We start from the raw sequence: 22,812 nt of genomic DNA on the forward strand, positions 1-22,812 counted from the left end.
CCTGTAGCCCGTGGAGGGTTCCTGTCCTACAGTGCGGGAGTGAGCCCGGGCTCCTGCGGCACCGTTCCGATCCTGGGCTCGTCCGAGCCCCGGACGCACGGGTGCGCGTTCTCCCGCGCCGACCGCCGCCCGACGAGGCCCGGGGCGTCGTCATGACCGCCTCCGCCACGCACTCCAGCCTGTTCTACGACGGCGCCCGGCACTACGCGACCGAGGCCGGCGGCTTCCTCCGCGACGGGCTCGAGCGCGGTCACCGCGGCCTGGTCATGGCGCCCGCGCGCCGGGTGGACCAGCTGCGCGCGGTGCTGGGTGGGGACGCCGACGAGGTGACCTTCGTCGAGGACACGATCGCCTACACGCCGCAGTGGAACGTCTATCGCGTCTTGCTCGACTTTGCCGCCACCTCGCCCGGTGTCCGCTCGTGCGTGGTCGCCGAGCAGACCCTGTCCGGGCGGACCCCCGCCGAGCTGGTCGACTACCGCCGGCTCGAGGCGGCGATCAACCTCGTCTTCGCCGGGCACGACGTCGACCTGCTGTGCCCCTACGACGCCGGCTCGCTGCCGGCGCACCTGCTGGACATCGCCGAGCACACGCACGGCGTGGTGCTCGCGGACGGCGTGCTGGCACCGGACGCGCGCTTCGACGACCCGTCCGACCTGCTCGCCGGGTTGGCGGCCGTGGTGCCGCCGCCACCGGAGGCCGCCACCGTCGACTGCTCGTCCCCGGCAGACGTGTCGAGCGCGCGCCGGCTGGTGCGTGCCCGTGGCGCCGAGCTCGGGATCGATCCCTGCCGGGTCGACGACCTGGCGCTGGCGGTGACGGAGGTGCTCACCAACGCCCTCCTGCACGGTGAGCCGCCCGCGCGCCTCCACGTGTACGAGGCGGGGGCCACGTGGGTCTGCCACGTGCAGGACAGCGGGCAGGGGCTGACCGACCCGCTCGTGGGGCTGCTGCCCCCGGCCCAGCCGTCCGACCACGGCTACGGACTGTGGCTGGCGCGGCAGCTCTGCGCGGCCGTGGACGTCGGCACCGACTCGTCCGGCACCCACGTCCGGCTCCACACGCGCACGGCCGCTCGCTCGAACGGACGCCGGCAGGCCTCAGCCCGACGGTCGTAGCGGCAGGCGCACGCGCACCACGGTGTCACCGGGAGCCGGGTCGACGGTGATCTCCCCGCCGTGCCGCTCGACGACGATCCGCCGCGAGATGTCGAGCCCCAGGCCGGTGCCCCGGCCGACCTCCTTGGTGGTGAAGAACGGCTCGAAGGCGTGCGCGGCCACGTCCGGGGTCATGCCCGGCCCGGTGTCCGCGATCTCGACGACGACGGCGTGCTCGTCGGCGTACGTCCGGACCGTCAGGGTGCCGCCGCCCGCCATCGCGTCGACGGCGTTGTCGACGAGGTTGGTCCACACCTGGTTGAGCTCACCGGGGGAGGCGACGACGACGGGCAGGTCGTCGGCGTACTCGCGACGCACGGTGACGCCCTCGCGGAGCTTGTGGCCCAGCATGATCAGGGTGCTCTCGAGGCCGTCGGTGACCTTGACCTCCTGGACCGTCGCGCGGTCGAGCTGCGAGTAGGACTTCACCGCGGAGACCAGGTCGGAGATGCGCCGGGTCGCGTCCTGCGCCTCGCTGATCAGCGAGGCCATGGTCACCGCGCTGGCCACCCACTCCAGTCCGGCCTGGAGGGCGGCCCCCTCCAGCGACGCGGCCGCCTGCTCGCACCAGGCGAGGTCGGCGCCGGCGCCGGCGAGGGCGGGGGCGATCACCCAGTCCCGGTCGAGGTCGTGGTCGACCAGCCAGGTCGAGAGCTCGTCCTCGCGGTCGGCCAGCGCGACGCCGGTCGGCTCCGGGGCCTGCTCGATCGCCCGCCGCAGCTGGTCGAGCGCCACGAACTGCGAGGCGGTGATCTGCTCCGCCGCCAGCCGGTGCAGCGACTCGAGGAGGTGGTCGCTGCTGTCCCCGAGCGCCCCGACCGACCGCACCGCGGCGGACGCGGGGTTGTTGATCTCGTGCGCGAGACCGGCCGCCAGGGTGCCGAGCGCGACCAGGGCCTCCCGCTGGCGGGCGTTGTGCTCGATGCGCCGCGCCGTCCCGATCAGGCCACGCAGCAGGTGGACGGCGAAGGGGAACCACGCCTCGCCGAGCGAGCCCAGCGCCTCGGCGGTCAGTCGGAAGACCCGGCTCGGTGCGATGGCCCGGCCGCTGCCCATGTAGACCCCGTGCTCGTCCCAGGCGCGGAAGCCGCCGGCCCACTGGCCCGGCACGGTCATCGACGCCATCACAGCCTCCTCGTGGCCGATGCGGCGGACCAGGTCGATGTGGCCCTCGAGCAGCACCCACCAGTCGTCGGCGGGGCGTCCCTCGTCGAAGAGGTGCTCGCCCGCCGCGACGGTGACCTCGGCGCCCGACCCGGCCAGCTCGGCGACCTGCTCGTCGGTGAACCCGTCGAGCAGCGAGAGGGCGCGGAGCTCGTCGTACAGCATCAGGTCGTCGCCAGGTAGCGGTGGACCAGGTAGACCGACATCGCGCCCTCGCCGACTGCGGAGGCGACGCGCTTCATGCTGTCGAGGCGGACGTCGCCGGCCGCGAAGACGCCGGGCACGCTCGTCTCCAGGGCGTACGGCGCGCGCTCCAGCGCCCAGCCGACCTGCGGGCCCGGGGGCAGCTCGGGACCGGTGAGCACGAAGCCGCGACCGTCGCGGGCCACGGCGTCGCCGAGCCAGTCCGTGCGCGGGGCCGCGCCGATGAAGACGAACAACCAGCCGGTCTCGACCTCCTCCTCGGTGCCGGAGCCCCGGTCGGCCAGCGTGACCGCCTCGAGGTGGCCGTCGCCCCGGGCGCCGACGACCTCGGTCCGCAGCCGGACCTCGATGGTGGGGGTGGTGAGGATGCGGCTGACGAGGTACTGCGACATCGACGCCTCGAGGGAGGCGCCGCGGACGACGAGGACCACCCGCTTCGCGTAGCGGGCGAAGTTGAGCGCCGCCTGGCCGGCGGAGTTGGCCGCCCCGACGACGTACACGTCCTCGCCGCGGGTCTGGCTCGCCTCGCCGGCGCTCGCGCCGTAGTAGATGCCGCGCCCGACGACGTCGTCGACGCCCGGGGCCTCGAGGCGGCGGTAGGAGACGCCGCTGGCCACGAGCACCGCCCGGGCCTCGATGTCGGTGGAGCCGTCGAGGAGCACGGCCCGCACCGGACCGCGGGTCTCGAAGCCGACCACGTCGCGGGCCAGCACCATCTCGGCGCCGAACCGTGCGGCCTGCGCCACCGCCCGGTGCGTGAGGTCTGCGCCGGACAGCCCCTTGGGGAAGCCGAGGTAGTTCTCGATGGACGCGCTCTGCCCGGCCTGGCCGCCCGGGGCGTCACGCTCGACGACGACCGTCTGGAGCCCCTCGGACGCGGCGTACACGGCGGCGGCGAGGCCGGCGGGGCCGGCGCCGACGATGCAGAGGTCGTAGAGCGGCCGCTCGGCCCGGGTGCGCAGGCCGAGGGCGTCGGCCAGCTCGACCGTGGTCGGGGACCGGAGCGCGACACCGTCGGGGAGCGCCACCACCGGCAGGTCGTCGACGCCCGCCTCCGCCACGTCGAGGAGGCGGGTCGCCTCCTCGCTCTGGTCCACCTCCAGCCAGCGGTAGGGGACGTGGTTGTGGGCAAGGAAGGACTTGACGTCGTGGGTGCGCTCCGACCAGCGGTGGCCCACGACCCGCACCTCGGAGTCGCGGTCGGGGTGGGCGTGCGCCCAGTCGCGCAGCAGCTCGTCGAGCACCGGGTAGAGCCGGTCCTCGGGCGGGTCCCACGGCTTCATCAGGTAGTAGTCGAGGGCGATGTCGTTGATCGCGCGGATGGCGACGTCCGTGTCGGCGTACGCCGTCAGCAGCACCAGCTTGGCGTCGGGCGCCTGCTGCCGCACCTCCCGCAGCACCTCGATGCCCGTCATCCCGGGCATCCGCTGGTCGGTGACGACCGCAGCGACGGGGCGGTCCTTGAGGACGAGGTCGGCCAGGATCTCGAGCGCCTCCGCGCCGGACGTCGCCCGGAGCACCCGGTGGTCCTCGCCGTAGCGGGTCCGCAGGTCCCGCACCACGGCCGCGACGACGGCCGGGTCGTCGTCGACCGCGAGGATGGCTGGCTTGGCCATCGATCTCCTCCCCGGCCGGCAGGACGTGCCGCACTCCTCCGAGGCTCACCCTGTCGTCACGCCCCGCCCGATGCGGGCCGGCGGGTGGTCCTTTCCCCAGTTCTCGGGAGACGGCCGCCCGGGGTCGCGGTGGATGCTGTGGACGCATCGCCGGATACAAATTCGGGCTTGGACAGGCATCGTCGCAGCGCCCTAGCGTGATGGGACCGGCGAGGAGCCGGCGTTCCCGCTAGCCACTTCCGGTAGCCCCGCGACGACGAGAAGGACCCGCCGTGACCGAGTACAGCCCGACAGACCTGGCCGCCCAGCTGAAGAGCGGCCTGCTGTCGTTCCCGGTGACCCACTTCGCCGACGACCTGTCCTTCGACGAGGCGGGCTACCGCAAGCACCTCGCGTGGCTCGCGCAGTACCCCGTCGCCGGGCTCTTCGCCGCGGGCGGCACGGGCGAGGGCTTCTCGCTGACGCTGGAGGAGACCGACCAGGTCGTCCGCACCGCCGTGCACGAGGTCGCGGGCGCCGTCCCCGTCCTCGCCCCCGCCACGGGCAGCACCGCCAACGCCGTCGCCCAGGCGAAGGCCGCCCGGGCCGCCGGCGCCGACGGCCTGCTGCTCATGCCGCCCTACCTCACCGAGGCCAGCCAGGCCGGGCTCGTCGAGCACGTCAGCCGGGTCTGCGAGGCGACCGACCTCGGCGTCGTCGTCTACAGCCGTGCCAACGCCGTCCTGCGCGACGAGGCCGTCGCGGTCCTTGCCGACCGCAACCCCACGATGATCGGCTTCAAGGACGGCGTCGGCTCCATCGAGCAGATGACCCGCACCTACGCCCGCGTCGGCGACCGCCTCATGTACGTCGGCGGGCTGCCGACCGCGGAGACCTTCGCACTGCCGCTGCTGCAGCTCGGGGTCAGCACCTACTCCAGCGCGCTCTTCAACTTCGTGCCGCAGTGGGCCATCGAGTTCTACGACGCCGTCGTCGCCCAGGACCGCGACGAGGTCTACCGCCGGCTCAACGAGTTCGTGCTGCCCTACCTCGACATCCGCGACCGCACCCAGGGCTACGCCGTGTCCATCGTCAAGGGCGGCCTGGCCGCCATCGGTCGCCCGGCCGGCCCGGTCCGGCCGCCGCTCACCGACCTGCGTGAGGACGAGGTCGCCGAGCTCAAGGACCTGATCGACCGCATCTCCTGACGACGTACGGTCGAGACGACGTACGCCGCACGCCCCCGCTTGAGAGGAACGCATGACCAGCACTGCTGAGCAGGCCCGCTCGATCATCGCCGGCACGCCGGCGGACACCGCCGACGTCGAGGCCGCGACCACCGCCGCCGTCGAGGCGTTCGCGTCGTACCGCGCCACCAGTCCCGCCCAGCGCGCGGACTTCCTCGAGGCGGTCGCCGCCGAGATCGAGGCCGACAAGGACGCGATCATCGAGGCGGCCGTGGCGGAGAGCAGCCTGCCGCTCGCCCGCATCACCGGCGAGGTCGGCCGCACCACCGGCCAGCTGCGGATGTTCGCCGGTGTCGTCCGCCAGGGCGACCACCTCGGCGTCCGGATCGACCCCGCGATGCCCGACCGGGCGCCGCTGCCGCGCTCCGACATCCGCCAGCGGATGGTCCCGCTCGGCCCGGTCGCCGTCTTCGGCGCCAGCAACTTCCCGCTCGCCTTCTCCACCGCAGGTGGCGACACCGCCTCCGCGCTGGCCGCCGGCTGCCCGGTCGTGGTCAAGGGACACCCGGCCCACCCGCGCGCCGGTGTGCTCGTCGCCAGCGCGATCGCACGAGCCGTCGAGTCGCAGGGGCTGCACGCCGGCACCTTCTCCTTCCTGCTCGCCGCCGACGGTCGGAGCGGGATCGAGCTCGGCCAGGCGCTCGTGCAGGACCCGCGGATCACCGCGGTCAGCTTCACCGGCTCCCGGGCCGGCGGCCTCGCCCTCGTCGAGACCGCCTCGAAGCGCGCCGTGCCCATCCCCGTCTACGCCGAGATGTCGTCGATCAACCCGGTCGTCGTCCTCCCCGGCGCGCTCGCCGAGGCCGACACGACGGCGTTCGCCCGGGCCTACGTCGGCTCGCTCACCCTCGGCGCCGGCCAGTTCTGCACCAACCCCGGCCTGCTCTTCCTGCCCGCTGGCGAGGCCGGTGACGCCTTCCTGGCGGCCGCCGCCGCCGCCGTCGCGGAGGCCACCGGCCAGCGGATGCTCACCCCCGGCATCGCCGCGGCGTACACCTCCGGCACCCAGGCGCTCGAGGACACCGACGGCGTACGCCGCGTCGGCCGGGGCACCGACGGCGGCGAGCACGCCCCCGCCCCGGTCGTGTCCGAGGCGCCGGTGGAGCTGCTGACCCAGGCCGACAGTGCCGTCGCGCACGAGGTCTTCGGTGCCTCCGGCGTCGTGGTCCGCTACGACGACGTCGACGGCCTGCTCCCGCGGCTCGCCGACCTCGAGGGCCAGCTCACCGCCACGGTCCACGCGACCGCCGCCGACAGCGCCGACGCCGCGAAGCTGCTGCCCGTGCTAGAGCTCAAGGCCGGCCGCATCCTCTTCAACGGCTGGCCGACCGGCGTCGAGGTGGGACACGCGATGGTCCACGGCGGCCCGTTCCCCGCGACGTCCGACAGCCGCACCACCAGCGTCGGCAGCCTCGCGATCGAGCGCTTCCAGCGCCCGGTCGCCTACCAGGACGTCCCCGCCGACCTCCTCCCCGACGCACTGCGCGACGACAACCCGTGGGGACTGACCCGCCGCATCGACGGGACGCTGGAAGCATGAGTGCTGCCACCATCGCCAAGGTCGACGTCGTCCCGGTCGCCGGGCACGACTCGATGCTGCTCAACCTGAGCGGCGCCCACGGCCCGTTCTTCACCCGCAACATCGTGGTCGTCACCGACTCCGAGGGCCGCGAGGGCCTCGGTGAGGTGCCGGGCGGAGAGGCGATCCGCAGCACCATCGCCGACGCCGCCGCCATGCTCCTCGGCGAGCCGGTGGCGCGCTTCCGCACCCTGCTGCGCCAGGTCGCGACCCGGTACGCCGACCGCGACGCCGGCGGTCGTGGCCTCCAGACGTTCGACCTGCGCACCACGATCCACGCGGTCACCGCGCTCGAGTCGGCGCTGCTCGACCTGTCCGGCCAGGCGCTGGGCGTCCCGGTGGCCGAGCTGCTCGGCGACGGCCAGCAGCGCACGCGGGTGCCGATGCTGGGCTACCTCTTCTACGTCGGTGACCCCGACCGGACCGACCTGCCCTACCTCCGCGAGCCCGACGGTGCGGACGCCTGGACGCGCGTACGCCGCGAGGAGGCGATGACGCCCGAGGGCGTCGTACGCCTGGCCGAGGCCGCCCAGGCGCGGTACGGCTTCAGCGACTTCAAGCTCAAGGGCGGCGTGCTACCCGGCGAGGAGGAGGTCGCCGCGGTCACCGCGCTGCACCAGCGCTTCCCCGACGCGCGGATCACCCTCGACCCCAACGGCGGGTGGCTGCTCGACGAGGCCGTCCGCCTGCTGCAGGGCAAGGACGACGTGCTCGCGTACGCCGAGGACCCGTGCGGCGCCGAGGGCGGCTTCTCCGGACGGGAGGTGATGGCCGAGTTCAAGCGGCGTACCGGCCTGCGCACGGCCACCAACATGGTCGCTACCGACTGGCGGCAGATGGCCGACGCCGTGCGGACCAACGCCGTCGACATCCCGCTCGCCGACCCGCACTTCTGGACGATGGCCGGCTCGGTCCGGGTGGCGCAGCTGTGCCACGACTTCGGCCTGACCTGGGGCTCGCACTCCAACAACCACTTCGACGTCTCGCTCGCGATGTTCACCCAGGTCGGCGCCGCGGCGCCGGGGGGGATCACCGCGCTGGACACGCACTGGATCTGGCAGGACGGACAGGGTCTGACCCAGTCGCCGCCCGAGATCGTCGACGGGCACATCGCCGTGCCGGAGGCCCCCGGCCTCGGGGTCGTGCTGGACCGCGACCGCCTCGCCGAGGCGCACGCGCTCTACCTCGAGCACGGGCTGGGCGCGCGCGACGACGCCATGGCGATGCAGTACCTCGTGCCGGACTGGAGCTTCGACCCCAAGCGTCCCTGCCTGGTGCGCTGACTCGTGCGCCGACTCGCGCGATGGGGGCCGCTCACCACGTCGATGGTGGAATGACCCCGTGAGCACCCCGACCAGACCGCGCCAGACGACCTTCGCCGGCGGGATGATCATCGTCGGCTCGGTCTTCCTCCTCCTGACCGTCTGGGAGTCCATGACCGGCCTGCGGGGCATCGAGTCGCGCGACGCGGTCGAGGACTTCCTCGCCGAGTCGCCCGGCAGCGAGACCGGGCTGACCGTCGAGGGGACGCTGCAGCTCCTACGCGGCGTCTCCACCGTCGCGGGTGTGTGCGCGGCCGTCGCCGCGGTCCTCGGCGTCTACGCCCTGCGTGGCCACCGCCCGGCCCGGATCGGTCTGTCGGTCCTGGCTGTGCCGCTCTTCGTCACCGGGATCGCCGCCGGTGGCTTCATGTCGTCGATCGTCGCGGTGGCCATCGCGCTGCTGTGGCTCTCGCCCTCGCGCGAGTGGTTCAAGGGCGAGGTCGCCCCCGACCGGGCCGCGGCCGACAAGGCGGCCGGCGCCGTGTGGCCGCCGCCGTTGCCGCCGTACGACGCGTCGTCCTCGTCGTCCACCTCGTCCCCGCCCTCGGGGTCCGCGCCGTCCTCGGGGTCGGCGCCGTCCTCGCCGGCCGGGTCTGCCGCGCCGGTGCCGCCGGTCTCGTCGTCGGGGGGCGACGGCCCGGCCGCGCCCGGCCAGCCGGGGCCGTACGCCCATCCCTTCGGCGAGCCCCCGACCCAGCACGGCACTTGGCCGTCGCTGCCGTCCGCCCCCTCCCCGGACCGTCGGCCCGAGGGCGTGGTGCTGGCCTTCGTGCTGACCCTCGTCTCGGCCGGCCTCGTGCTGGTGCTCGTCAGCATCAGCGTGCTGGTCATGGCCGTCTCGCCCGACCTGATGCTGGAGGAGGTGCTCCGCCAGCAGCCCGAGCTCGCCGACCAGGGCATCACCCAGGCGATGCTCCAGACCACCACCTTCGTCATGGGCGGCGTCGTCATCGCATGGGCCGCGGCCGCGATCGTGCTCGCCTTCCTGACCCTCGGCCGGCGCCGCGTCGCGGCCCAGCTGCTCATGGCCTCGGCTGCGCTCAGCGCCGTGCTGTGCGTGGTCGGCACCTTCGCCTCGCTGTTGCTCGCGCTCCCGGCCTTCGCCTCGATCATCACCGTCGCCGTCCTGCGCCGCCCCGACGTGCGCGCCTGGCTCGCGGGCGCCCCGCGCTGACCCTTCCCCTCCTCGTGAGGACATGGCGGCCCCTGCGGTCCGCCGGGCGGACCTGATGGGCCGCCATCCCCGGGTGGGCTGCGTACGCCCCGCCGGATGGCGCGGACCGGGCACGGTGGAACGTCCGACGGCCGTGAGGCGTCGGATCCTCCGAGCTGGGCTCAGGCGCTGGGCGGGTGCTCCGCGACGCAGAAGAGGTTGCCCTCGGGATCGGCCATCGTCGTCCACTGGACGTGGGGGTGCTCGTCGAGCACGTCCCAGCGTCGGGTCGCACCCAGCTCCTCGAGGCGCTCGACCTCGCCGACCCGCTCGCCCCAGGGGACGGTCAGGTCCAGGTGCATCGTCGCGCGCTCGGGACGTTCCTCGGTCATCGGCTGGAAGAACATCGCGAACCCGTCGGGCTCGGCCGGAGGGAGGTAGAACGCTCCCTCGGCGCCCGCGGGAGTGCTCCCGGTGACGGCTGCCCAGAAGGCGGCGAGAGACGCGGGGTCCGCAGCCTCCATGTTGACGGCACCGAGCGTGATGCGGGTGACGGGCATGTTTCGACCCTAGGCGCTGCCGGCCGCCTCACATGCCACCGATGTCACAGCGCGTCGATGTCGTGCACGCTCGGGGGGACTCCCTCGGCGAGCACGATCGCCAGCTGGGCGTGCAGGTCCCGCGGGCTGAAGGTGACCTTGCCGGCCGCGAGCTCGTCCGGGGAGAACCAGCGGATGTCGTGGACACCTTCGGCGAGCAGGTCCACCCGGGGTCGGGGTTCGAAGCGAGCAGCGCGCACGAGGTGGGTGACGTCGGTCTGCCCGTCCCAGTGCTCCATCGGGAAGAGTCGGGTGAGCCGCCAGACAGGTCCCCGGACGTCCGCGACGTCCAGGCCGAGCTCCTCGGACAGCTCGCGCCGCAGCGCGGCCTCGGGCGCCTCCCCGGGGTCGATCCCCCCGCCGGGGCAGGCCCAGAAGCCGCCGGGGACGTAGCGCCCGTCGGCGTCGAAGTGCACGAGCAGCACGTGGTCGTCCTCGTCGAGCAGCAGGGCCCGCACGGCCTGGCGGAGTCGGGGCGGCGCCACGTCAGCGCCGGTGCAGGTCGGCGGCCGCGAGGCGTCGTACGCCCTCGTCGATCACGTCGGCCTCCTTGCAGAAGGCCCAGCGCACCAGGTGCCGCCCCTCCTCGCGGTTGTCGTAGAAGGCGACGTTGGGGATCGCGACCACCCCGGCCACGTCCGGCAGCGCGAGGCAGAACTCCCGGCCGTCTGCCCAGCCGAGGTGGCTGATGTCCGTGGTCGCGAAGTAGGTGCCCTCCGGGACCCGTGCCGTCAGGCCGGCGTCGGCCAGGCCCGCCACGAGCAGGTCGCGCCGCGTCTGCAGCGAGGCCGCGAGCTGCGACGGGAAGTCCGGCTCGTGGTCGAGCGCGTGCGCGACGGCCGGCTGCAGCGGCGAGCCGGACGTGAAGGTCAGCCACTGCTTGGCGGCCAGCACCGCTCCCACCAGCGAGCGGGGTCCGGTCGCCCAGCCCACCTTCCACCCGGTGAAGGAGTAGCTCTTGCCCGCGCTCGACAGCGTCAGCGTGCGCTCCCACATCCCGGGCAGCGTGGCCAGCGGCACGTGCGTGTGGCGGTCGAAGACGAGGTGCTCGTAGACCTCGTCGGTCACCACGACCAGGTCGTGCTCGAGCGCCACGTCCGCGACCGCCTGCAGCTCGTCGCGCGTGAGCACCGTGCCGGTCGGGTTGTGCGGGGTGTTGATCAGGATCAACCGGGTCCGCGGCGTGATCGCGGCGCGCAGGGCGTCCACGTCGAGCCGGTAGTCGGGGGCGCGCAGCGTGACCGGGCGGCGTACCCCTCCGGCGAAGTCGATCATCGCGAGGTAGGAGTCGTACCAGGGCTCCAGCACGACCACCTCGTCGCCCGGGTCGACGAGCCCGAGCAGCGCAGCGGCGATGCCCTCGGTGCACCCGGTCGTGACCACGACCTGGGTGTCCGGGTCGACCTCGAGTCCGTAGTGGCGCTGCTGGTGGCGGGCGATCGCGTGGCGCAGGGCCGGTACGCCGATGCCGGGGGCGTACTGGTTGGCGCCGCCCTCCAGCGCGCGCACTGCCTCGGCGATGACCGACGGCGGTCCGTCGACGTCCGGGAAGCCCTGCCCGAGGTTGACCGCACCGGTGCGCACCGCGAGCGCCGACATCTCGGAGAAGATCGTGGGCGGGATCGAGGCGACGCGTGCTGACGTGGTCCGCATGCTCGCGAGCGTAATCGGGGACACTCGTCGCATGTCCCCCCGCTCGTCGCGCACCGCCACCTGGACGGGACGGGTCGGGGTGCTGCTCGTCGTGGCCGGCCTGGTGCTGGCGGGGTACGTCGCGTGGCAGCTGTTCGGCACGAACGTCGCCTCCCAGCGCACCCATGCCTCCCTGGTCGAGGAGGCGGAGCAGGCGTGGCAGGTCGCCGACGACGACCGGGCGGGACAGATCGACGAGAGGGACGCGGTGCCTACCGACCACGGCGACCTGAGCGCGATCGTCCGGATCCCCGCGCTCGGTGACGACTACGCGGTGCCCGTCCTGGAGGGGTCGTCCGACGAGGTGCTGGCCGCAGGCTTCGGCCACCTCGAGGACACCGCCGGACCGGGGGAGCGGGGCAACTACGTCCTCGCCGCGCACCGGGTCACCCATGGGGAGCCGCTGCGCGACATGCCGTCCCTCGATTCCGGCGACGAGGTCATCATCGAGACCGGACGCTGGGTCTACACCTACGTGCTCGACACCCCGGGCGACGGCCTCACCGTGCCGTTCACCGGCGCCTGGGTGCTCGCGGACCTGCCGCGCAACCCCGAGCCGGGCGGCGTACAACCTCCCGACCGGGAGCCCGGGCAGCGACTCATCACGCTGACCACCTGCTCCGAGCTCTTCCACACCGACGACCGGCTGGTCGCCTTCGGCCACCTGGACTCCAAGGAGCCCCGGTCGGCCTCCTGAGTAGGCTCGTCGCCGTGGCCGACACGACCCCTGACGAGACCCTTGCCCGTGACATCGACGCGACCTGCCGACTGACCGGGGAGTTCACGCTCCGGTCCGGGCAGGTGGCCGACACCTACTTCGACAAGTACCTCTTCGAGGCGCAGCCGGCGCTGCTCGACCGCGTCGCCGCCCAGATGCTCGACCTGCTGCCGGAGGACACCGAGCTCCTCGGCGGCCTCGAGCTCGGCGGCATCCCGATCGCCACCATGGTGTCGGCGAAGACCGGCCTGCCGGCGCTCTTCGTGCGCAAGAAGGCCAAGGAGTACGGCACCTGCAAGCTCGCCGAGGGCCCGGACGTCGCGGGTCGCCGGGTGACGATCATCGAGGACGTCATCACCACCGGCGGCGCCGTCCGCGACGCCACCCGGGAGCTGCGCGCTGCGGGCGCGACCGTCGAGGTCGTCGTCTGCGCGATCGACCGCTCGCCGGCGGGCGAGAACCCGCTGGCCGACGTGGGCCTCGAGGTCCGCTCGGTGCTGACCCGGGCGCAGCTGGACGCAGCCCAGGCCTGAGCCCCGGTCGTCCGCGCGTGATCACGTCCCTGCCCCAGCTCCGGCTGGACGTCGACGCGCTGGACCACAACATCCGCACCATGGCGGCGTGGTGCGCCGAGCGTGACGTGGTGCTGGCGCCGCACGTCAAGACCACGATGAGCGAGCCGGTCGTGGCCCGGCAGGTCGCCGCCGGGGCCGTCGGGGTCACCGTCGCCACGGTGGACCAGGCCGGGATCGCGCTCGGGTGGGGTCACGACGTCCTCATCGCCAACGAGGTCGTCGACGCTCACGGCCTCGCCGGCCTGCGGCGTCTCGTCGAGCAGCACCCGCAACACCAGGTGAGGTGCCTGGTCGACTCCGAGGCGGGTGTCGCGGCCGCCCGCGCCGCCTTCGCCGGAGCCGGAGCCGACGCGGCCCTGGAGGTGATGGTCGACGTCGGCACCCCCGGTGGCCGGACCGGCGTGCGGACGCGTGACGAGGCGCGCCACGTCGCCCGGCTGGTGGGGCAGGCGTCGGAGCTGCGGCTGGTCGGGGTCGCGGGCTACGAGGGGGTCGTGCCCAACGACCGGACGACCGCCGTCCTCGACGCGGTGGACGCCCACTGCGCCGCCGTCCGGGACGTCTTCCTCGACCTCGCCGACGCCTTCGGGACCGACCGCCCGGTCTTCACCATGGGCGGCTCCGCCTTCCCCGACCGCGTCGTCGAGCACCTGCCGGACGGGCGCGACGTGCCCGGCACGCTGCGGCTGCTCCGGTCGGGCTGCTACGTCACGCACGACCACGGGACCTACGCCCGGGTGACCCCGTTCCCGGAGCTCCGGGCCGCGCTCACCGTGCGCGCCGCCGTCGTCTCGGCACCCGAGCCGGGCACCGTCGTCGTCGGGGCCGGCAAGCGGGACCTGCCGTACGACGTCGAGCCCCCGGTCGTCGTGGCCGTCCACGACGCCGACGGCCGGGCGCGGGTGCCGGCGGGGCGGGTGCGCTCGATGTACGACCAACACTTGGTGCTGACCGGGGCCGACGGCCTCGCGGTGGCCGACGTGGTCACCTTCGGGATCTCGCACCCGTGCTCGGCCTTCGACCGCTGGGCGGCGTACGTCGTCACCGACGGCAGCGGCCGGCAGGTCGACGTGTGGACGACGAGGTTCGACCGCCCGTCGATCGGCTAGGAGTGGTCCCCGCGCGGGGGGACGTCCTGGCCCGCGATGTCGCGGTCGGGGCGGCCGTCGTGGTCGTTGTCCTCGGCCTCGGGGCCCGAGGTGCGCTTGTGGCGCCACCACTCCCAGGCGATCGGCGCGATGGAGAAGGCGAGGATCAGGATGATCGCCTTGTCGATGTTCTCGCCGAGCGACGGGAACGCCGCGCCGAGGAAGAAGCCGAGCAGGGTGATCGACAGCACCCAGCCGAGCGCGCCGACGAAGCTCCACGTGATGAAGCGGGCGCGGTCCATGCGGGTCACACCGGCCACGACGGTGATGTAGGTGCGCACGAACGGCACGAAGCGGCCGATCACGAGCGCCTTGTTGCCGTGCTTGTCGAAGAACGCCGTGGTCTGGTCGAAGTACTTGCGCTTGAGGACCCGGCCGTCGCGCTCGTAGAGCGGCGGGCCGATCGCGCGGCCGATCTCGTAGCCGGCGATGTTGCCGCCGACCGCGGCCACCAGGAAGAGCAGCATCGCGATCGCCAGCTCGACCACCGGTGGTCCGGCGAAGACGTCGATCTGCTCGGTGGCGATGAAGAGGCCCATCGCGAACAGCAGTGTGTCACCCGGCAGGAACGGGAAGAAGAGCCCGCACTCGACGAAGATGATCACCAGGCTGAGCCAGAAGAGCGCGTCCCCGAAGTTCTCCAGCAGCCAGTAGGGATCCATCCAGTCCATGCCGAGGAGGAGGGGCAGGATCTCGAGCGGCAGGGTCACCGGATCACCCTAACTTCCGCGGCCTAGGGTGCCCGCATGGACGAAGAGCGGGCGCCGTACGACCCCATGCCGCACGGGCCGGCCGAGGTCGGGGTCGGACCGTGGGAGGGCCCCTGGCCGACCGGTCCGGAGTACGACGCGACGCTGCTGGCCGAGGGCGACCGGCGCAACGTGGTCGACCGCTACCGCTACTGGTCGATGGCCGCGATCGTCGCCGACCTCGACACCCGCCGCCACGACTTCCACGTCGCGATCGAGAACTGGCAGCACGACTTCAACATCGGCACCATCGTCCGCTCCGCCAACGCGTTCCTCGCCCGCGAGGTGCACATCGTCGGCAACCGGCGCTGGAACCGCCGCGGTGCGATGGTCACCGACCGCTACCAGCACGTGCGGCACCACGAGAGCGCCGACGACCTCGCGGCGTACCTCCACGGGCTGCCGGCGGAGTCGGGCGGCCCGGTGCGCCTCCTCGGCATCGACAACCTCCCCGGTTCGCAGCACCTCGAGACGATGGAGGTGCCGCGGCGGGTGTGCTTCCTCTTCGGGCAGGAAGGCCCCGGCCTCTCCGGGCGGGCGCGCGAGGTCTGCGACGGCACGTTCTCGATCGCGCAGTTCGGCTCGACGCGCTCCATCAACGCCAGCGCGGCCGCGGCGATCGCGATGCACTCCTGGGTCCGGCAGTACGCCGACCTGTCGGGTGACTCGGCCTGGCGCGGTTGAGCCCGGGTCAGGCGCTCATCAGGACCTGTCCTGCGCGTGGCAGACGATGAGCTTCGCCCCGGCGGCCCACTTGAGCGGCGACGGCGTCGTCACGGCGTACGGACCCCGCGGGACCTTGCCGGTGCACTTGCGCAGGCCGACCCGGACCAGCGCGCGCGTGCCCGGGAACCGCGTGCCGCGCGCCCGGACCGTCGTCACCGCGCTGTACTCGTGCGCGGCGGAGCAGACGGTCAGCCGGTAGCGCCGGGTGAGGCACGTGGCCACGCCGTCGGACGGCGGCGAGGTGAGGGCGAGCGGGGAGGGGAGCGGTCGCAGCGCCTTGGCGGTCAGGATCACCGCGTCGCAGCGGATCCACCGGGCGCCGTCGCGACGCGCGGCGCGCGAGGGGTAGAAGTACGCCACGTTGTGGCTCGTCATCGCGACTGCGCGGGCCGAGCCGCCGAGCGCCGCCAGGTAGTCGTCGTAGCAGCTGCGGCCGAGGAACCGCTCGATGGCGCCGATGTCGCCCCACCCGATGCGGCGTGGCTTGGTGACCACGGCCACCGCCTGCGTGGTGTGCGGACCCGCGCAGTCGACCGGCGCCGACCGGTCGGTCTCCCTCAGCAGCTGCTTGCGGGTGAGGTCGTGGCACTCGCCCGCGGCCGGCCGCTGGAGCGGCGCGGTCGAGCGGTACGACGGTGGCGCGGCCGTGGCGGGCGCGCTGAGGACGGACCCTGCGAGTACCGCGACGACGAGCACGGACGACAGGCGTGACAGCCGAGACATGTGATCCCCCGATCGATGTGTGGACCGAAACCTAGGGTCGGTCCGGCTCCCTGTCCAGAGGCGCGCCCCGGCCTCAGCCCTGCGGGGTCGAGCTGAGCGCCCGCTCGAGGGCGGCGAGTCCCCGCGAGGAGTGGCTCTTGACGGTGCCCTCGGAGATGCCGAGCTCCTTCGCGCTGTCGGCGACCGACAGCTGCAGCCAGTGCCGCAGCACGACCACCTTGCGCTGCATCTCGGGCAGCTCCTGCAGCGCGTCGAAGAGCGCGGAGCGCTCCTCCAGCTGGTGGTCGGCGCCGGCCTCCAGCTCCGGCACCTCGTCGGTCACGTGCTCACGCCGCCACGGCCGCCGGTGCTCGTCGATGTTGGCGCGCACCATGATCTGGCGGACGTAGGCGTCCTCGGTGCCCTTGCCGCACACCCGTGGCCACGCGACGTACAGCTTGGTGAGCGAGATCTGGAGCAGGTCGTCGGCGCGGTGCCAGTCGCCGCAGATCGCGTAGGCGATCCGGCGCAGGTGCACCTGGCGGGCGGCGACGTAGTCGGTGAACGCCGCCTCGCGCTCGGCGCGCCTCATCGCAGGCCCTCGCCGCTGTCACCCTGGGCGGCCAGGTGGCGCAGGAACGCCGCCATCGTCGGAGTCTCCAGGACGGCAGGGTCGACCGTGGTGGCGTCTCCGCCGGCGATGAGCAGCGCGAACACGACGTCGCCCCGCGGCGTGCGGTACTCCACCGCGGCGGTGTCCTCCACCGGGGCGTACGCCGCCGCCTCGGCCGGCGCCCGGACCTCCTGCAGCACGGTGACGTTGGCGTAGGCCCCCAGCACGCCTCGGCGGTCCAGGAAGACGGGGCTCTCCTCGAGGGCCTTCCGGTCGAACTCGACCTGGTCGACCAGCCAGTCCGCGAACGTGGCGTGCCGCTTGCGGGCGTCGTCCCAGGTCGCCGAGGACGAGCGGCCGTTCTCGCCGGTCAGCACCATCCACCGCTCCTCGGCGTCACGCACCAGCGCGACGCCGAAGGACTGCTGCGGCGCCTCGAAGTCGAGCGGGTTGGCGACGACCTCCTTCACCTCGACCCCCTGGAGGACCGTGAGGCCCTCGCCGTCGATCTCCACCCACTGCACCGCGAGCGGCGCGTCGGGATTGCCCGGCGCGGGCACCCGGCGGATCGGGACACCCGCGGCCGCCGTCTCCGAGGGGCTGGGGCTGGGGGCTTCCGTCGTCGGCGACGGGTCGGTGGCGACCTGCCCGGCGTCGGCGCGGGGGTCACCGGGGAGGGCGGCCCAACCGACGCCCCCGATGACCAGCGCTGCGGCGACCGAGGCGGCACCCGCCGTGAGCCGGCGGCGTCGTACGGCGGCGCGACCCGCCTCGACGTACGTCGCGGGGGCCGGGGGCGTGGGTCCGTCGCCGAACGACCGCTCGATCTCCTGGGCCCACTTCGTGTCCATGGCTGCTGTCCTCTCCCCGTCCGTTGCCGTCACCGGGAGTACGGAGCGCGGGGTCCGATCGGTTGTCAGACCTCGTCGGGCATCAGCATCGCGAGCGTCGCGCGGCCGCGGGACGCGTGCCGGTGCACGGTCGTCACGTCGATCCCCAGCGCGCCCGCCACCTCGTCGGCCGGCAGGTCGAGCCAGTCGTGCAGCACCAGCACCTTGCGCTGGACCGCGGGCAGCGACTGGAGGCCGTCGAAGATCAGCGACTGGTCCTCGACGGGGAAGTCGTCGGCGCGGTTCTCCCCGCAGCTGCGCGGGCTCGGCGAGTCCTGCACGTCCAGCCGGGCCAGCGCGCGGTGGACGAAGGCGTCCGCCTCGGCGGCGTCGGACAGGTGCGGCCAGGCGTCCTCGAGGCGGGCGAGCGTGCGTCGTACGGCGTCCTCGGCCCGCAGCCAGTCGCAGCAGATCGCGTGGGCCACCCGGCGCACGTGCTGCTGGCGGGCCACGAGGTAGTCGGCGAAGCCGTCGGCGACGCGGACGTCGCGGCGCGCGCGCCAGCCGGCCACGTGCCGGCGTGCGACGTAGACGTCGGCCGATGCGTACCCGTTGAACGACGCGTCGATCTCGTGCACCCAGTCGATGCTGGTGGTCATGGCGGTTCCCCCTCGCCTGTGCTGCGGGCCCGAGCGGCGCCCCGACGGGCGTCACGCTTCAAGACGCAGCGAATGGTCGTTCGGTTGCGTCGGTGGGCAGATCCGCCAGGTGGATCAGACCTGTCCGGTGACGATCACGGCGACCGCCGCGAGAGCTGCCAGCACCCCGAGGACGAGGGCGGCCCGGCCCGCGGGCGCCGCCAGCGGGTCCGCGGTCGTCGACGCCGACCACCCGAGGCCGGCCCCGGCCAGTCCCAGCAGGAGACCCGGCAGTCCCTGCGCGACCATGCTGAACGCCCCGGTGTCGGCGGTGGTCCCGAGGAAGAGGTAGAACACGGCGCTGCCGAGCATCCCCCCGCCCATCAGGCCCACGAGCGCGAGGCCCAGTCCCACGAAGGCCCGCGTGCGGGCGGCCTGGTCGGTGCTGTCCTGCGTGATGCGCGCGTCGTACTGCTCGGTCATGGTGGTTCCCCGTCGTTCATGGCCGCGTGACCGCGACCCCCGTGGGGGTGAAGGCTAGCCGTCTCGGCGTCGCTCGTCCGCCGTTCGCAGACCGGCTGGTAGCCACTAGTGTCGGAGGCGTCCCGAGACGTCCTCCCAAAGGATCCGACATGCCCATCGCCACCCCCGAGGTCTACGCGCAGATGCTGGACGCCGCGAAGGACAAGTCCTTCGCCTACCCGGCCATCAACGTGTCCTCGTCCCAGACCCTCAACGCCGCCCTCAAGGGCTTCGCGGACGCGGGGTCCGACGGCATCATCCAGATCTCGACCGGTGGTGCGGAGTACCTCTCCGGTCCGAGCGTCAAGAACATGGTGACCGGCTCCGTCGCCTTCGCGGCGTACGCCGCCGAGGTCGCCAAGAACTACCCCGTCAACATCGCGCTGCACACCGACCACTGCCCCAAGGACAAGCTCGACGGCTTCGTCCGGCCGCTGATCGACATCTCCGCCGAGCGCGTGGCCCGGGGCGAGGCGCCCCTCTTCCAGTCGCACATGTGGGACGGCTCGGCCGTGCCGCTGGAGGAGAACCTCCAGATCGCGCAGGAGCTCCTCGAGAAGTGCGCGGCCGCGCACATCATCCTCGAGGTCGAGATCGGCGTGGTCGGTGGCGAGGAGGACGGTGTCGTCGGCGCGATCGACGACAAGCTCTACTCCACCCCCGAGGACGCGCTCGCGACCGTGCGCGCGCTCGGTGCCGGTGAGAAGGGCCGCTACATGACGGCCCTGACCTTCGGCAACGTGCACGGCGTCTATAAGCCCGGCAACGTCAAGCTGCGCCCGGAGATCCTCAAGCACGCCCAGGAGGCCGTCGTGGCCGAGCTCGGGCTGGAGTCCGGCGCCCGGCCGTTCGACCTCGTCTTCCACGGCGGGTCCGGCTCGACTGCCGAGGAGATCGGCGCGGCCGTCGACTATGGCGTCGTGAAGATGAACGTCGACACCGACACCCAGTACGCCTTCACCCGACCGGTCGCCGCCCACATGTTCGCCAACTACGACGGCGTGCTCAAGGTCGACGGCGAGGTGGGCAACAAGAAGCAGTACGACCCGCGCGCCTGGGGCAAGGCGGGCGAGGCCGGCATGGCCGCGCGCATCGTCGAGGCCTGCGAGAACCTCCGCTCGGCGGGCACCGCGCTGGGCGGTTGACCTTCCGCACCCTCCGCGCCGCCGGGGAACCAACCCGGCGGCGCGGGGACCGGAGTCAGTCCAGCGTGCGCTCGTAGAAGAACGACAGCGCCCCGTCGGGGCGGCCCTCGGTCCGGTCGAAGCCGGCCGACTCGTAGAGCTTGCGCGCGGCCACGTCGTCCTCCGACGTGCCGAGGTCCATGTAGTCGGCACCGCGCTCCCGGGCGGTCGCCATGCAGGCCTCGAGGAGCGTCCGGCCGATGCCCTGCCCGCGCAGGGACGGTACGACGTACAGCTCGGCGAGGTAGGCCTCGAGAGCCGGACCCCACAGCGAGCGGCGCAGCCGCAGCACGCCCACCCCGTCGGCCTCCCCGGCGACGAGCACCACCGTGTCGTCGCCCTCGAGGAGGGTGGCGAGGTGCCCGGCCAGCCACTCGGGCCCGGGCGACGGCTCGTCGTACTCCCGGTTGAAGTCGTCCAGCAGCCGCGCGGCGAGCGGCGCCTCCTCGGCGGTGATCACGCGCACGTCGACCATGCTCCGAGCGTAGGACGAAACCCGGGAGAGCGGCAGGGCCCGCCCCCGGTGGTCGGGAGCGGGCCCTGATTTGGGCGTACGACGCTCAGCGGGCGCCGGCGTTGCCCGGGACGTCGTCGGGGTCGCCGTACAGGTCCTCGTGCGACTGGTGCTGCGCGAGGTCCTTCTGGACGCGCGGGTCGTCCGCGTCGGCGATGTAGTCGAACGGGATGGTCTCGTCCTCGCCGTTGGACACCTTGGCCGCGTTGAGGATCGCGCTGAGCACGACCGTGATCACCAGGTTGAGCACGAACGCCGTCATGGCGATGTAGCCCATCTGCTCCAGGCCCGGGATCATCCCGAGTGAGCCACCGAAGTTCTTGCCGGTGACCGGGTTGACCACCTGGTAGGCCTCGACGGTGCCGTAGACCATCGCGACCGCCCAGCCGGCGAGCAGGGCGTAGCGGTGGAACCAGCGGGTGTAGAGGCTGAACACCACGACGGGGAAGGTCTGCAGGATCCAGATCCCGCCCAGCAGCTGGAAGTTGATCGCGTTCTGCTTGTCCAGGGTCAGCACGAAGATCAGCGCGAAGCCCTTGACGACCAGCGACATCAGCTTGGAGACCTTGGCCTCCTGCGCCGGGGTGGCCGCGGGGTTGAGCCACTCCTTGTAGATGTTGCGGCTGAACGTGTTTGCCGCGGCGATCGACATGATCGCGGCCGGCACGAGCGCGCCGATCGCGATCGCGGCGAAGGCCACGCCCGCGAACCACGCCGGGAACATGTCCTCGAACAGCTGCGGGATCACCAGCTGCGCGTTGGGCTCGCCGTCGAGGCCGATCGGGGTCGTGCCGGCGGCGATGGCCACCCAGCCGAGCAGGGCCAGCAGGCCGAGCACGAAGGAGTAGGCCGGCAGGATCGCGGCGTTGCGCCGGATCGTGTTGCGGCTGTTGGACGACAGCGACGCGGTCACCGAGTGCGGGTACATGAACAGCGCGAGCGCCGAGCCGAGCGCCAGGGTGGCGTAGGCCCAGTGGGTGCCGTCCACCGAGATGAAGGTGCCCGTGGGCTTGCCGGTGGCCTCGTTGGTGGTCGCCATCTTCTCCTGGGCCGCCCCGAAGATCTCGGTCCAGCCACCCACCTGCCCGGGCAGGTAGATCACCGCGACGATGATGACGAGGTAGATGAGGATGTCCTTGACGAACGCGATGACCGCCGGTGCCCGCAGGCCGCTCGAGTAGGTGTAGGCCGCGAGCAGCGCGAACGCGATGAACAGCGGCGCGTCCTTGGCGATGATGTTGTCGCCGCCGCCGAGGCCGGCCACCTCGAGCACCGCCTGGATGCCGACGAGCTGGAGCGCGATGTAGGGCATTGTCGCCACGAAGCCGGTGACCGCGACCGCGAGCGACAGCGCGCGGGAGTTGTAGCGCCCGCGCACGAAGTCGGCCGTGGTGACGTAGCCGTGGCGGTGGCTCACCGACCACAGCCGCGCCATGAAGATGAAGATGATCGGGTAGAGCACGATCGTGTAGGGCACCGCGAAGAAGCCCGCCACCGCACCGGTCGCGAACATCGCGGCGGGGACGGCGACGAAGGTGTACGCCGTGTAGAGGTCGCCGCCGAGCAGGAACCACGTGATCCAGGTGCCGAACTTGCGGCCGCCGAGACCCCACTCGTCGAGGGACTCCAGCGAGTCGGCCCGCTTGAAGCGCGACGCCATGAAGCCTGCCACCGTCACGATCGCGAAGAGCACGATCAGGACGGCCAGCGCGACGCCGTTGATGCCCGTGTCGGCCGCCATCACGGCCACCTGCGCGCTCATCGGTCACCGCCGGTGGTGCGCGAGCCGTCCGTGGTTCCCCAACCGTCCGTGCTGTCCGAGCCGTCCGGGCCGTGGCCCGCGATGGACTCGCCCGGCGTACGACGCGGGCGCGCGGCCAGCGTCAGCCGGTAGGCCGTGTAGGTCAGCCCGGAGCAGAGGAAGACCCAGAGGAACTGGTACCAGAAGAAGAACGGGAACCCGAGGAGCTCCGGCTCGATCCTGGCGTAGGACGGCACCCACATGAGGGCGACGATCGGGATCATCAGCAGCACGCCTGCGGTGATCATCTTGCCGCGGTCGGTGGGTGGGACCTGAGGGGTGTGGCCGCGCTCAGGGCGCGGCGGAGGAGGGGTGTGCCCGAGAGTCATGCGCGGGAGGTTACCCCTCGTGACTCAGGTCACGGCAAGGCCCGGGTCGAG

Annotated in this window: 24 protein-coding genes; 10 read left to right on the forward strand and 14 right to left on the reverse strand. The window is 72.9% G+C overall.

Annotated features, from left to right (window positions below):
• Positions 1 to 152: 152 nt before the first annotated feature.
• Positions 153 to 1,118 (forward strand): sensor histidine kinase, encoded by a 966-nt coding sequence (locus ASG88_RS07805; RefSeq protein ID WP_056886863.1) that lies wholly within the window; start codon positions 153 to 155, stop codon positions 1,116 to 1,118.
• Here ASG88_RS07805 and ASG88_RS07810 read toward each other — a convergent pair.
• Entirely contained in the window at positions 1,101 to 2,486 is a 1,386-nt protein-coding gene (locus tag ASG88_RS07810; protein ID WP_056886864.1) for a sensor histidine kinase, read from the reverse strand. The genes ASG88_RS07805 and ASG88_RS07810 overlap by 18 nt on opposite strands.
• Positions 2,486 to 4,141, reverse strand: a complete 1,656-nt coding sequence (locus ASG88_RS07815) for an FAD-dependent oxidoreductase (protein ID WP_056886865.1) — start codon at positions 4,139 to 4,141, stop codon at positions 2,486 to 2,488. The genes ASG88_RS07810 and ASG88_RS07815 overlap by 1 nt, the downstream gene beginning before the upstream one ends.
• A gap of 272 nt (positions 4,142 to 4,413) precedes the next feature.
• Here ASG88_RS07815 and kdgD point away from each other — a divergent pair, with 272 nt between their 5' ends.
• Genes kdgD through ASG88_RS07835 form a run of 4 tightly spaced genes read left to right on the forward strand, consistent with a single transcriptional unit; the run spans position 4,414 to position 9,442 of the window.
• Positions 4,414 to 5,328, forward strand: a complete 915-nt coding sequence (gene kdgD, locus ASG88_RS07820; protein WP_056886866.1) for a 5-dehydro-4-deoxyglucarate dehydratase — start codon at positions 4,414 to 4,416, stop codon at positions 5,326 to 5,328.
• 52 nt (positions 5,329 to 5,380) lie between these two features.
• On the forward strand, positions 5,381 to 6,907 hold the full coding sequence (locus tag ASG88_RS07825; RefSeq protein ID WP_056886867.1) for an aldehyde dehydrogenase (NADP(+)): 1,527 nt from the start codon (positions 5,381 to 5,383) through the stop codon (positions 6,905 to 6,907).
• Positions 6,904 to 8,229 (forward strand): enolase C-terminal domain-like protein, encoded by a 1,326-nt coding sequence (locus ASG88_RS07830; RefSeq protein WP_056886868.1) that lies wholly within the window; start codon positions 6,904 to 6,906, stop codon positions 8,227 to 8,229. The genes ASG88_RS07825 and ASG88_RS07830 overlap by 4 nt, the downstream gene beginning before the upstream one ends.
• 58 nt (positions 8,230 to 8,287) lie before the next feature.
• Positions 8,288 to 9,442 (forward strand): hypothetical protein, encoded by a 1,155-nt coding sequence (locus ASG88_RS07835; RefSeq protein ID WP_056886869.1) that lies wholly within the window; start codon positions 8,288 to 8,290, stop codon positions 9,440 to 9,442.
• Between the two features lie 161 nt (positions 9,443 to 9,603).
• On the opposite strand, the gene ASG88_RS07840 is transcribed toward ASG88_RS07835, so the two are convergent.
• Genes ASG88_RS07840 through ASG88_RS07850 form a run of 3 tightly spaced genes read right to left on the reverse strand, consistent with a single transcriptional unit; the run spans position 9,604 to position 11,673 of the window.
• Positions 9,604 to 9,981, reverse strand: a complete 378-nt coding sequence (locus tag ASG88_RS07840) for a VOC family protein (RefSeq protein WP_056886870.1) — start codon at positions 9,979 to 9,981, stop codon at positions 9,604 to 9,606.
• A gap of 44 nt (positions 9,982 to 10,025) precedes the next feature.
• Positions 10,026 to 10,505 carry an NUDIX hydrolase gene (locus ASG88_RS07845; RefSeq protein WP_056886871.1) on the reverse strand — a complete coding sequence of 160 codons (480 nt, stop codon included), beginning with the start codon at positions 10,503 to 10,505 and terminating at the stop codon, positions 10,026 to 10,028.
• A 1-nt stretch (position 10,506) separates the two neighbouring features.
• Positions 10,507 to 11,673 carry a pyridoxal phosphate-dependent aminotransferase gene (locus ASG88_RS07850; RefSeq protein WP_056886872.1) on the reverse strand — a complete coding sequence of 389 codons (1,167 nt, stop codon included), beginning with the start codon at positions 11,671 to 11,673 and terminating at the stop codon, positions 10,507 to 10,509.
• Positions 11,674 to 11,704: 31 nt separating this feature from the next.
• Between ASG88_RS07850 and ASG88_RS07855 the strand changes: the two genes are divergently transcribed.
• The 3 genes from ASG88_RS07855 to ASG88_RS07865 are packed head-to-tail and all read left to right on the forward strand — an operon-like array spanning position 11,705 to position 14,114.
• Complete coding sequence (locus ASG88_RS07855) at positions 11,705 to 12,409, forward strand: class E sortase (protein WP_162259826.1); 705 nt, start codon at positions 11,705 to 11,707, stop codon at positions 12,407 to 12,409.
• A gap of 14 nt (positions 12,410 to 12,423) precedes the next feature.
• Complete coding sequence (pyrE, locus tag ASG88_RS07860) at positions 12,424 to 12,963, forward strand: orotate phosphoribosyltransferase (RefSeq protein WP_056886873.1); 540 nt, start codon at positions 12,424 to 12,426, stop codon at positions 12,961 to 12,963.
• Positions 12,964 to 12,980: 17 nt separating this feature from the next.
• Entirely contained in the window at positions 12,981 to 14,114 is a 1,134-nt protein-coding gene (locus ASG88_RS07865) for an alanine racemase (RefSeq protein ID WP_200956396.1), read from the forward strand.
• On the opposite strand, the gene ASG88_RS07870 is transcribed toward ASG88_RS07865, so the two are convergent.
• On the reverse strand, positions 14,111 to 14,863 hold the full coding sequence (locus ASG88_RS07870; protein ID WP_235534773.1) for a DedA family protein: 753 nt from the start codon (positions 14,861 to 14,863) through the stop codon (positions 14,111 to 14,113). The two genes, ASG88_RS07865 and ASG88_RS07870, sit on opposite strands and share 4 nt — an antisense overlap.
• Positions 14,864 to 14,899: 36 nt before the next feature.
• Here ASG88_RS07870 and ASG88_RS07875 point away from each other — a divergent pair, with 36 nt between their 5' ends.
• The gene (locus ASG88_RS07875) at positions 14,900 to 15,586 is read left to right on the forward strand and encodes a TrmH family RNA methyltransferase (protein ID WP_235534774.1); all 687 of its coding nucleotides are present in this window, start codon (positions 14,900 to 14,902) and stop codon (positions 15,584 to 15,586) included.
• A gap of 18 nt (positions 15,587 to 15,604) precedes the next feature.
• On the opposite strand, the gene ASG88_RS07880 is transcribed toward ASG88_RS07875, so the two are convergent.
• From ASG88_RS07880 to ASG88_RS07900, 5 genes are all read right to left on the reverse strand, one after another.
• Positions 15,605 to 16,351: a septum formation family protein gene (locus ASG88_RS07880; RefSeq protein WP_056886874.1), complete on the reverse strand. Its 747-nt coding sequence runs from the start codon at positions 16,349 to 16,351 to the stop codon at positions 15,605 to 15,607.
• Positions 16,352 to 16,424: 73 nt separating this feature from the next.
• The gene (locus tag ASG88_RS07885) at positions 16,425 to 16,922 is read right to left on the reverse strand and encodes a SigE family RNA polymerase sigma factor (RefSeq protein WP_056886875.1); all 498 of its coding nucleotides are present in this window, start codon (positions 16,920 to 16,922) and stop codon (positions 16,425 to 16,427) included.
• Positions 16,919 to 17,794: a hypothetical protein gene (locus ASG88_RS07890; RefSeq protein WP_056886876.1), complete on the reverse strand. Its 876-nt coding sequence runs from the start codon at positions 17,792 to 17,794 to the stop codon at positions 16,919 to 16,921. Before ASG88_RS07890 ends, ASG88_RS07885 begins: the two co-directional genes overlap by 4 nt.
• 65 nt (positions 17,795 to 17,859) lie before the next feature.
• Positions 17,860 to 18,432, reverse strand: coding sequence for a sigma factor-like helix-turn-helix DNA-binding protein (locus ASG88_RS07895; protein ID WP_056886877.1), 573 nt, complete (start codon positions 18,430 to 18,432; stop codon positions 17,860 to 17,862).
• A gap of 114 nt (positions 18,433 to 18,546) precedes the next feature.
• The gene (locus ASG88_RS07900) at positions 18,547 to 18,894 is read right to left on the reverse strand and encodes a hypothetical protein (protein WP_056886878.1); all 348 of its coding nucleotides are present in this window, start codon (positions 18,892 to 18,894) and stop codon (positions 18,547 to 18,549) included.
• Positions 18,895 to 19,043: 149 nt separating this feature from the next.
• On the opposite strand from ASG88_RS07900, the gene fbaA reads away from it, so the two are divergent.
• Positions 19,044 to 20,078 (forward strand): class II fructose-bisphosphate aldolase, encoded by a 1,035-nt coding sequence (fbaA, locus tag ASG88_RS07905; RefSeq protein ID WP_056886879.1) that lies wholly within the window; start codon positions 19,044 to 19,046, stop codon positions 20,076 to 20,078.
• A gap of 55 nt (positions 20,079 to 20,133) precedes the next feature.
• Here fbaA and ASG88_RS07910 read toward each other — a convergent pair whose 3' ends face one another.
• The 3 genes from ASG88_RS07910 to ASG88_RS07920 all read right to left on the reverse strand — a co-directional run bounded on the left by ASG88_RS07910 (position 20,134) and on the right by ASG88_RS07920 (position 22,761).
• Complete coding sequence (locus tag ASG88_RS07910) at positions 20,134 to 20,592, reverse strand: GNAT family N-acetyltransferase (protein ID WP_056886880.1); 459 nt, start codon at positions 20,590 to 20,592, stop codon at positions 20,134 to 20,136.
• Positions 20,593 to 20,677: 85 nt separating this feature from the next.
• Positions 20,678 to 22,393 (reverse strand): monocarboxylate uptake permease MctP, encoded by a 1,716-nt coding sequence (gene mctP / locus ASG88_RS07915; RefSeq protein WP_056886881.1) that lies wholly within the window; start codon positions 22,391 to 22,393, stop codon positions 20,678 to 20,680.
• Positions 22,390 to 22,761 carry a DUF3311 domain-containing protein gene (locus ASG88_RS07920; protein WP_235534775.1) on the reverse strand — a complete coding sequence of 124 codons (372 nt, stop codon included), beginning with the start codon at positions 22,759 to 22,761 and terminating at the stop codon, positions 22,390 to 22,392. Before ASG88_RS07920 ends, mctP begins: the two co-directional genes overlap by 4 nt.
• Positions 22,762 to 22,812 lie beyond the last annotated feature (51 nt).

Source organism: Nocardioides sp. Soil777, assembly GCF_001428425.1.
In the GTDB taxonomy this organism is placed as follows: Bacteria; Actinomycetota; Actinomycetes; order Propionibacteriales; family Nocardioidaceae; genus Nocardioides; species Nocardioides terrigena.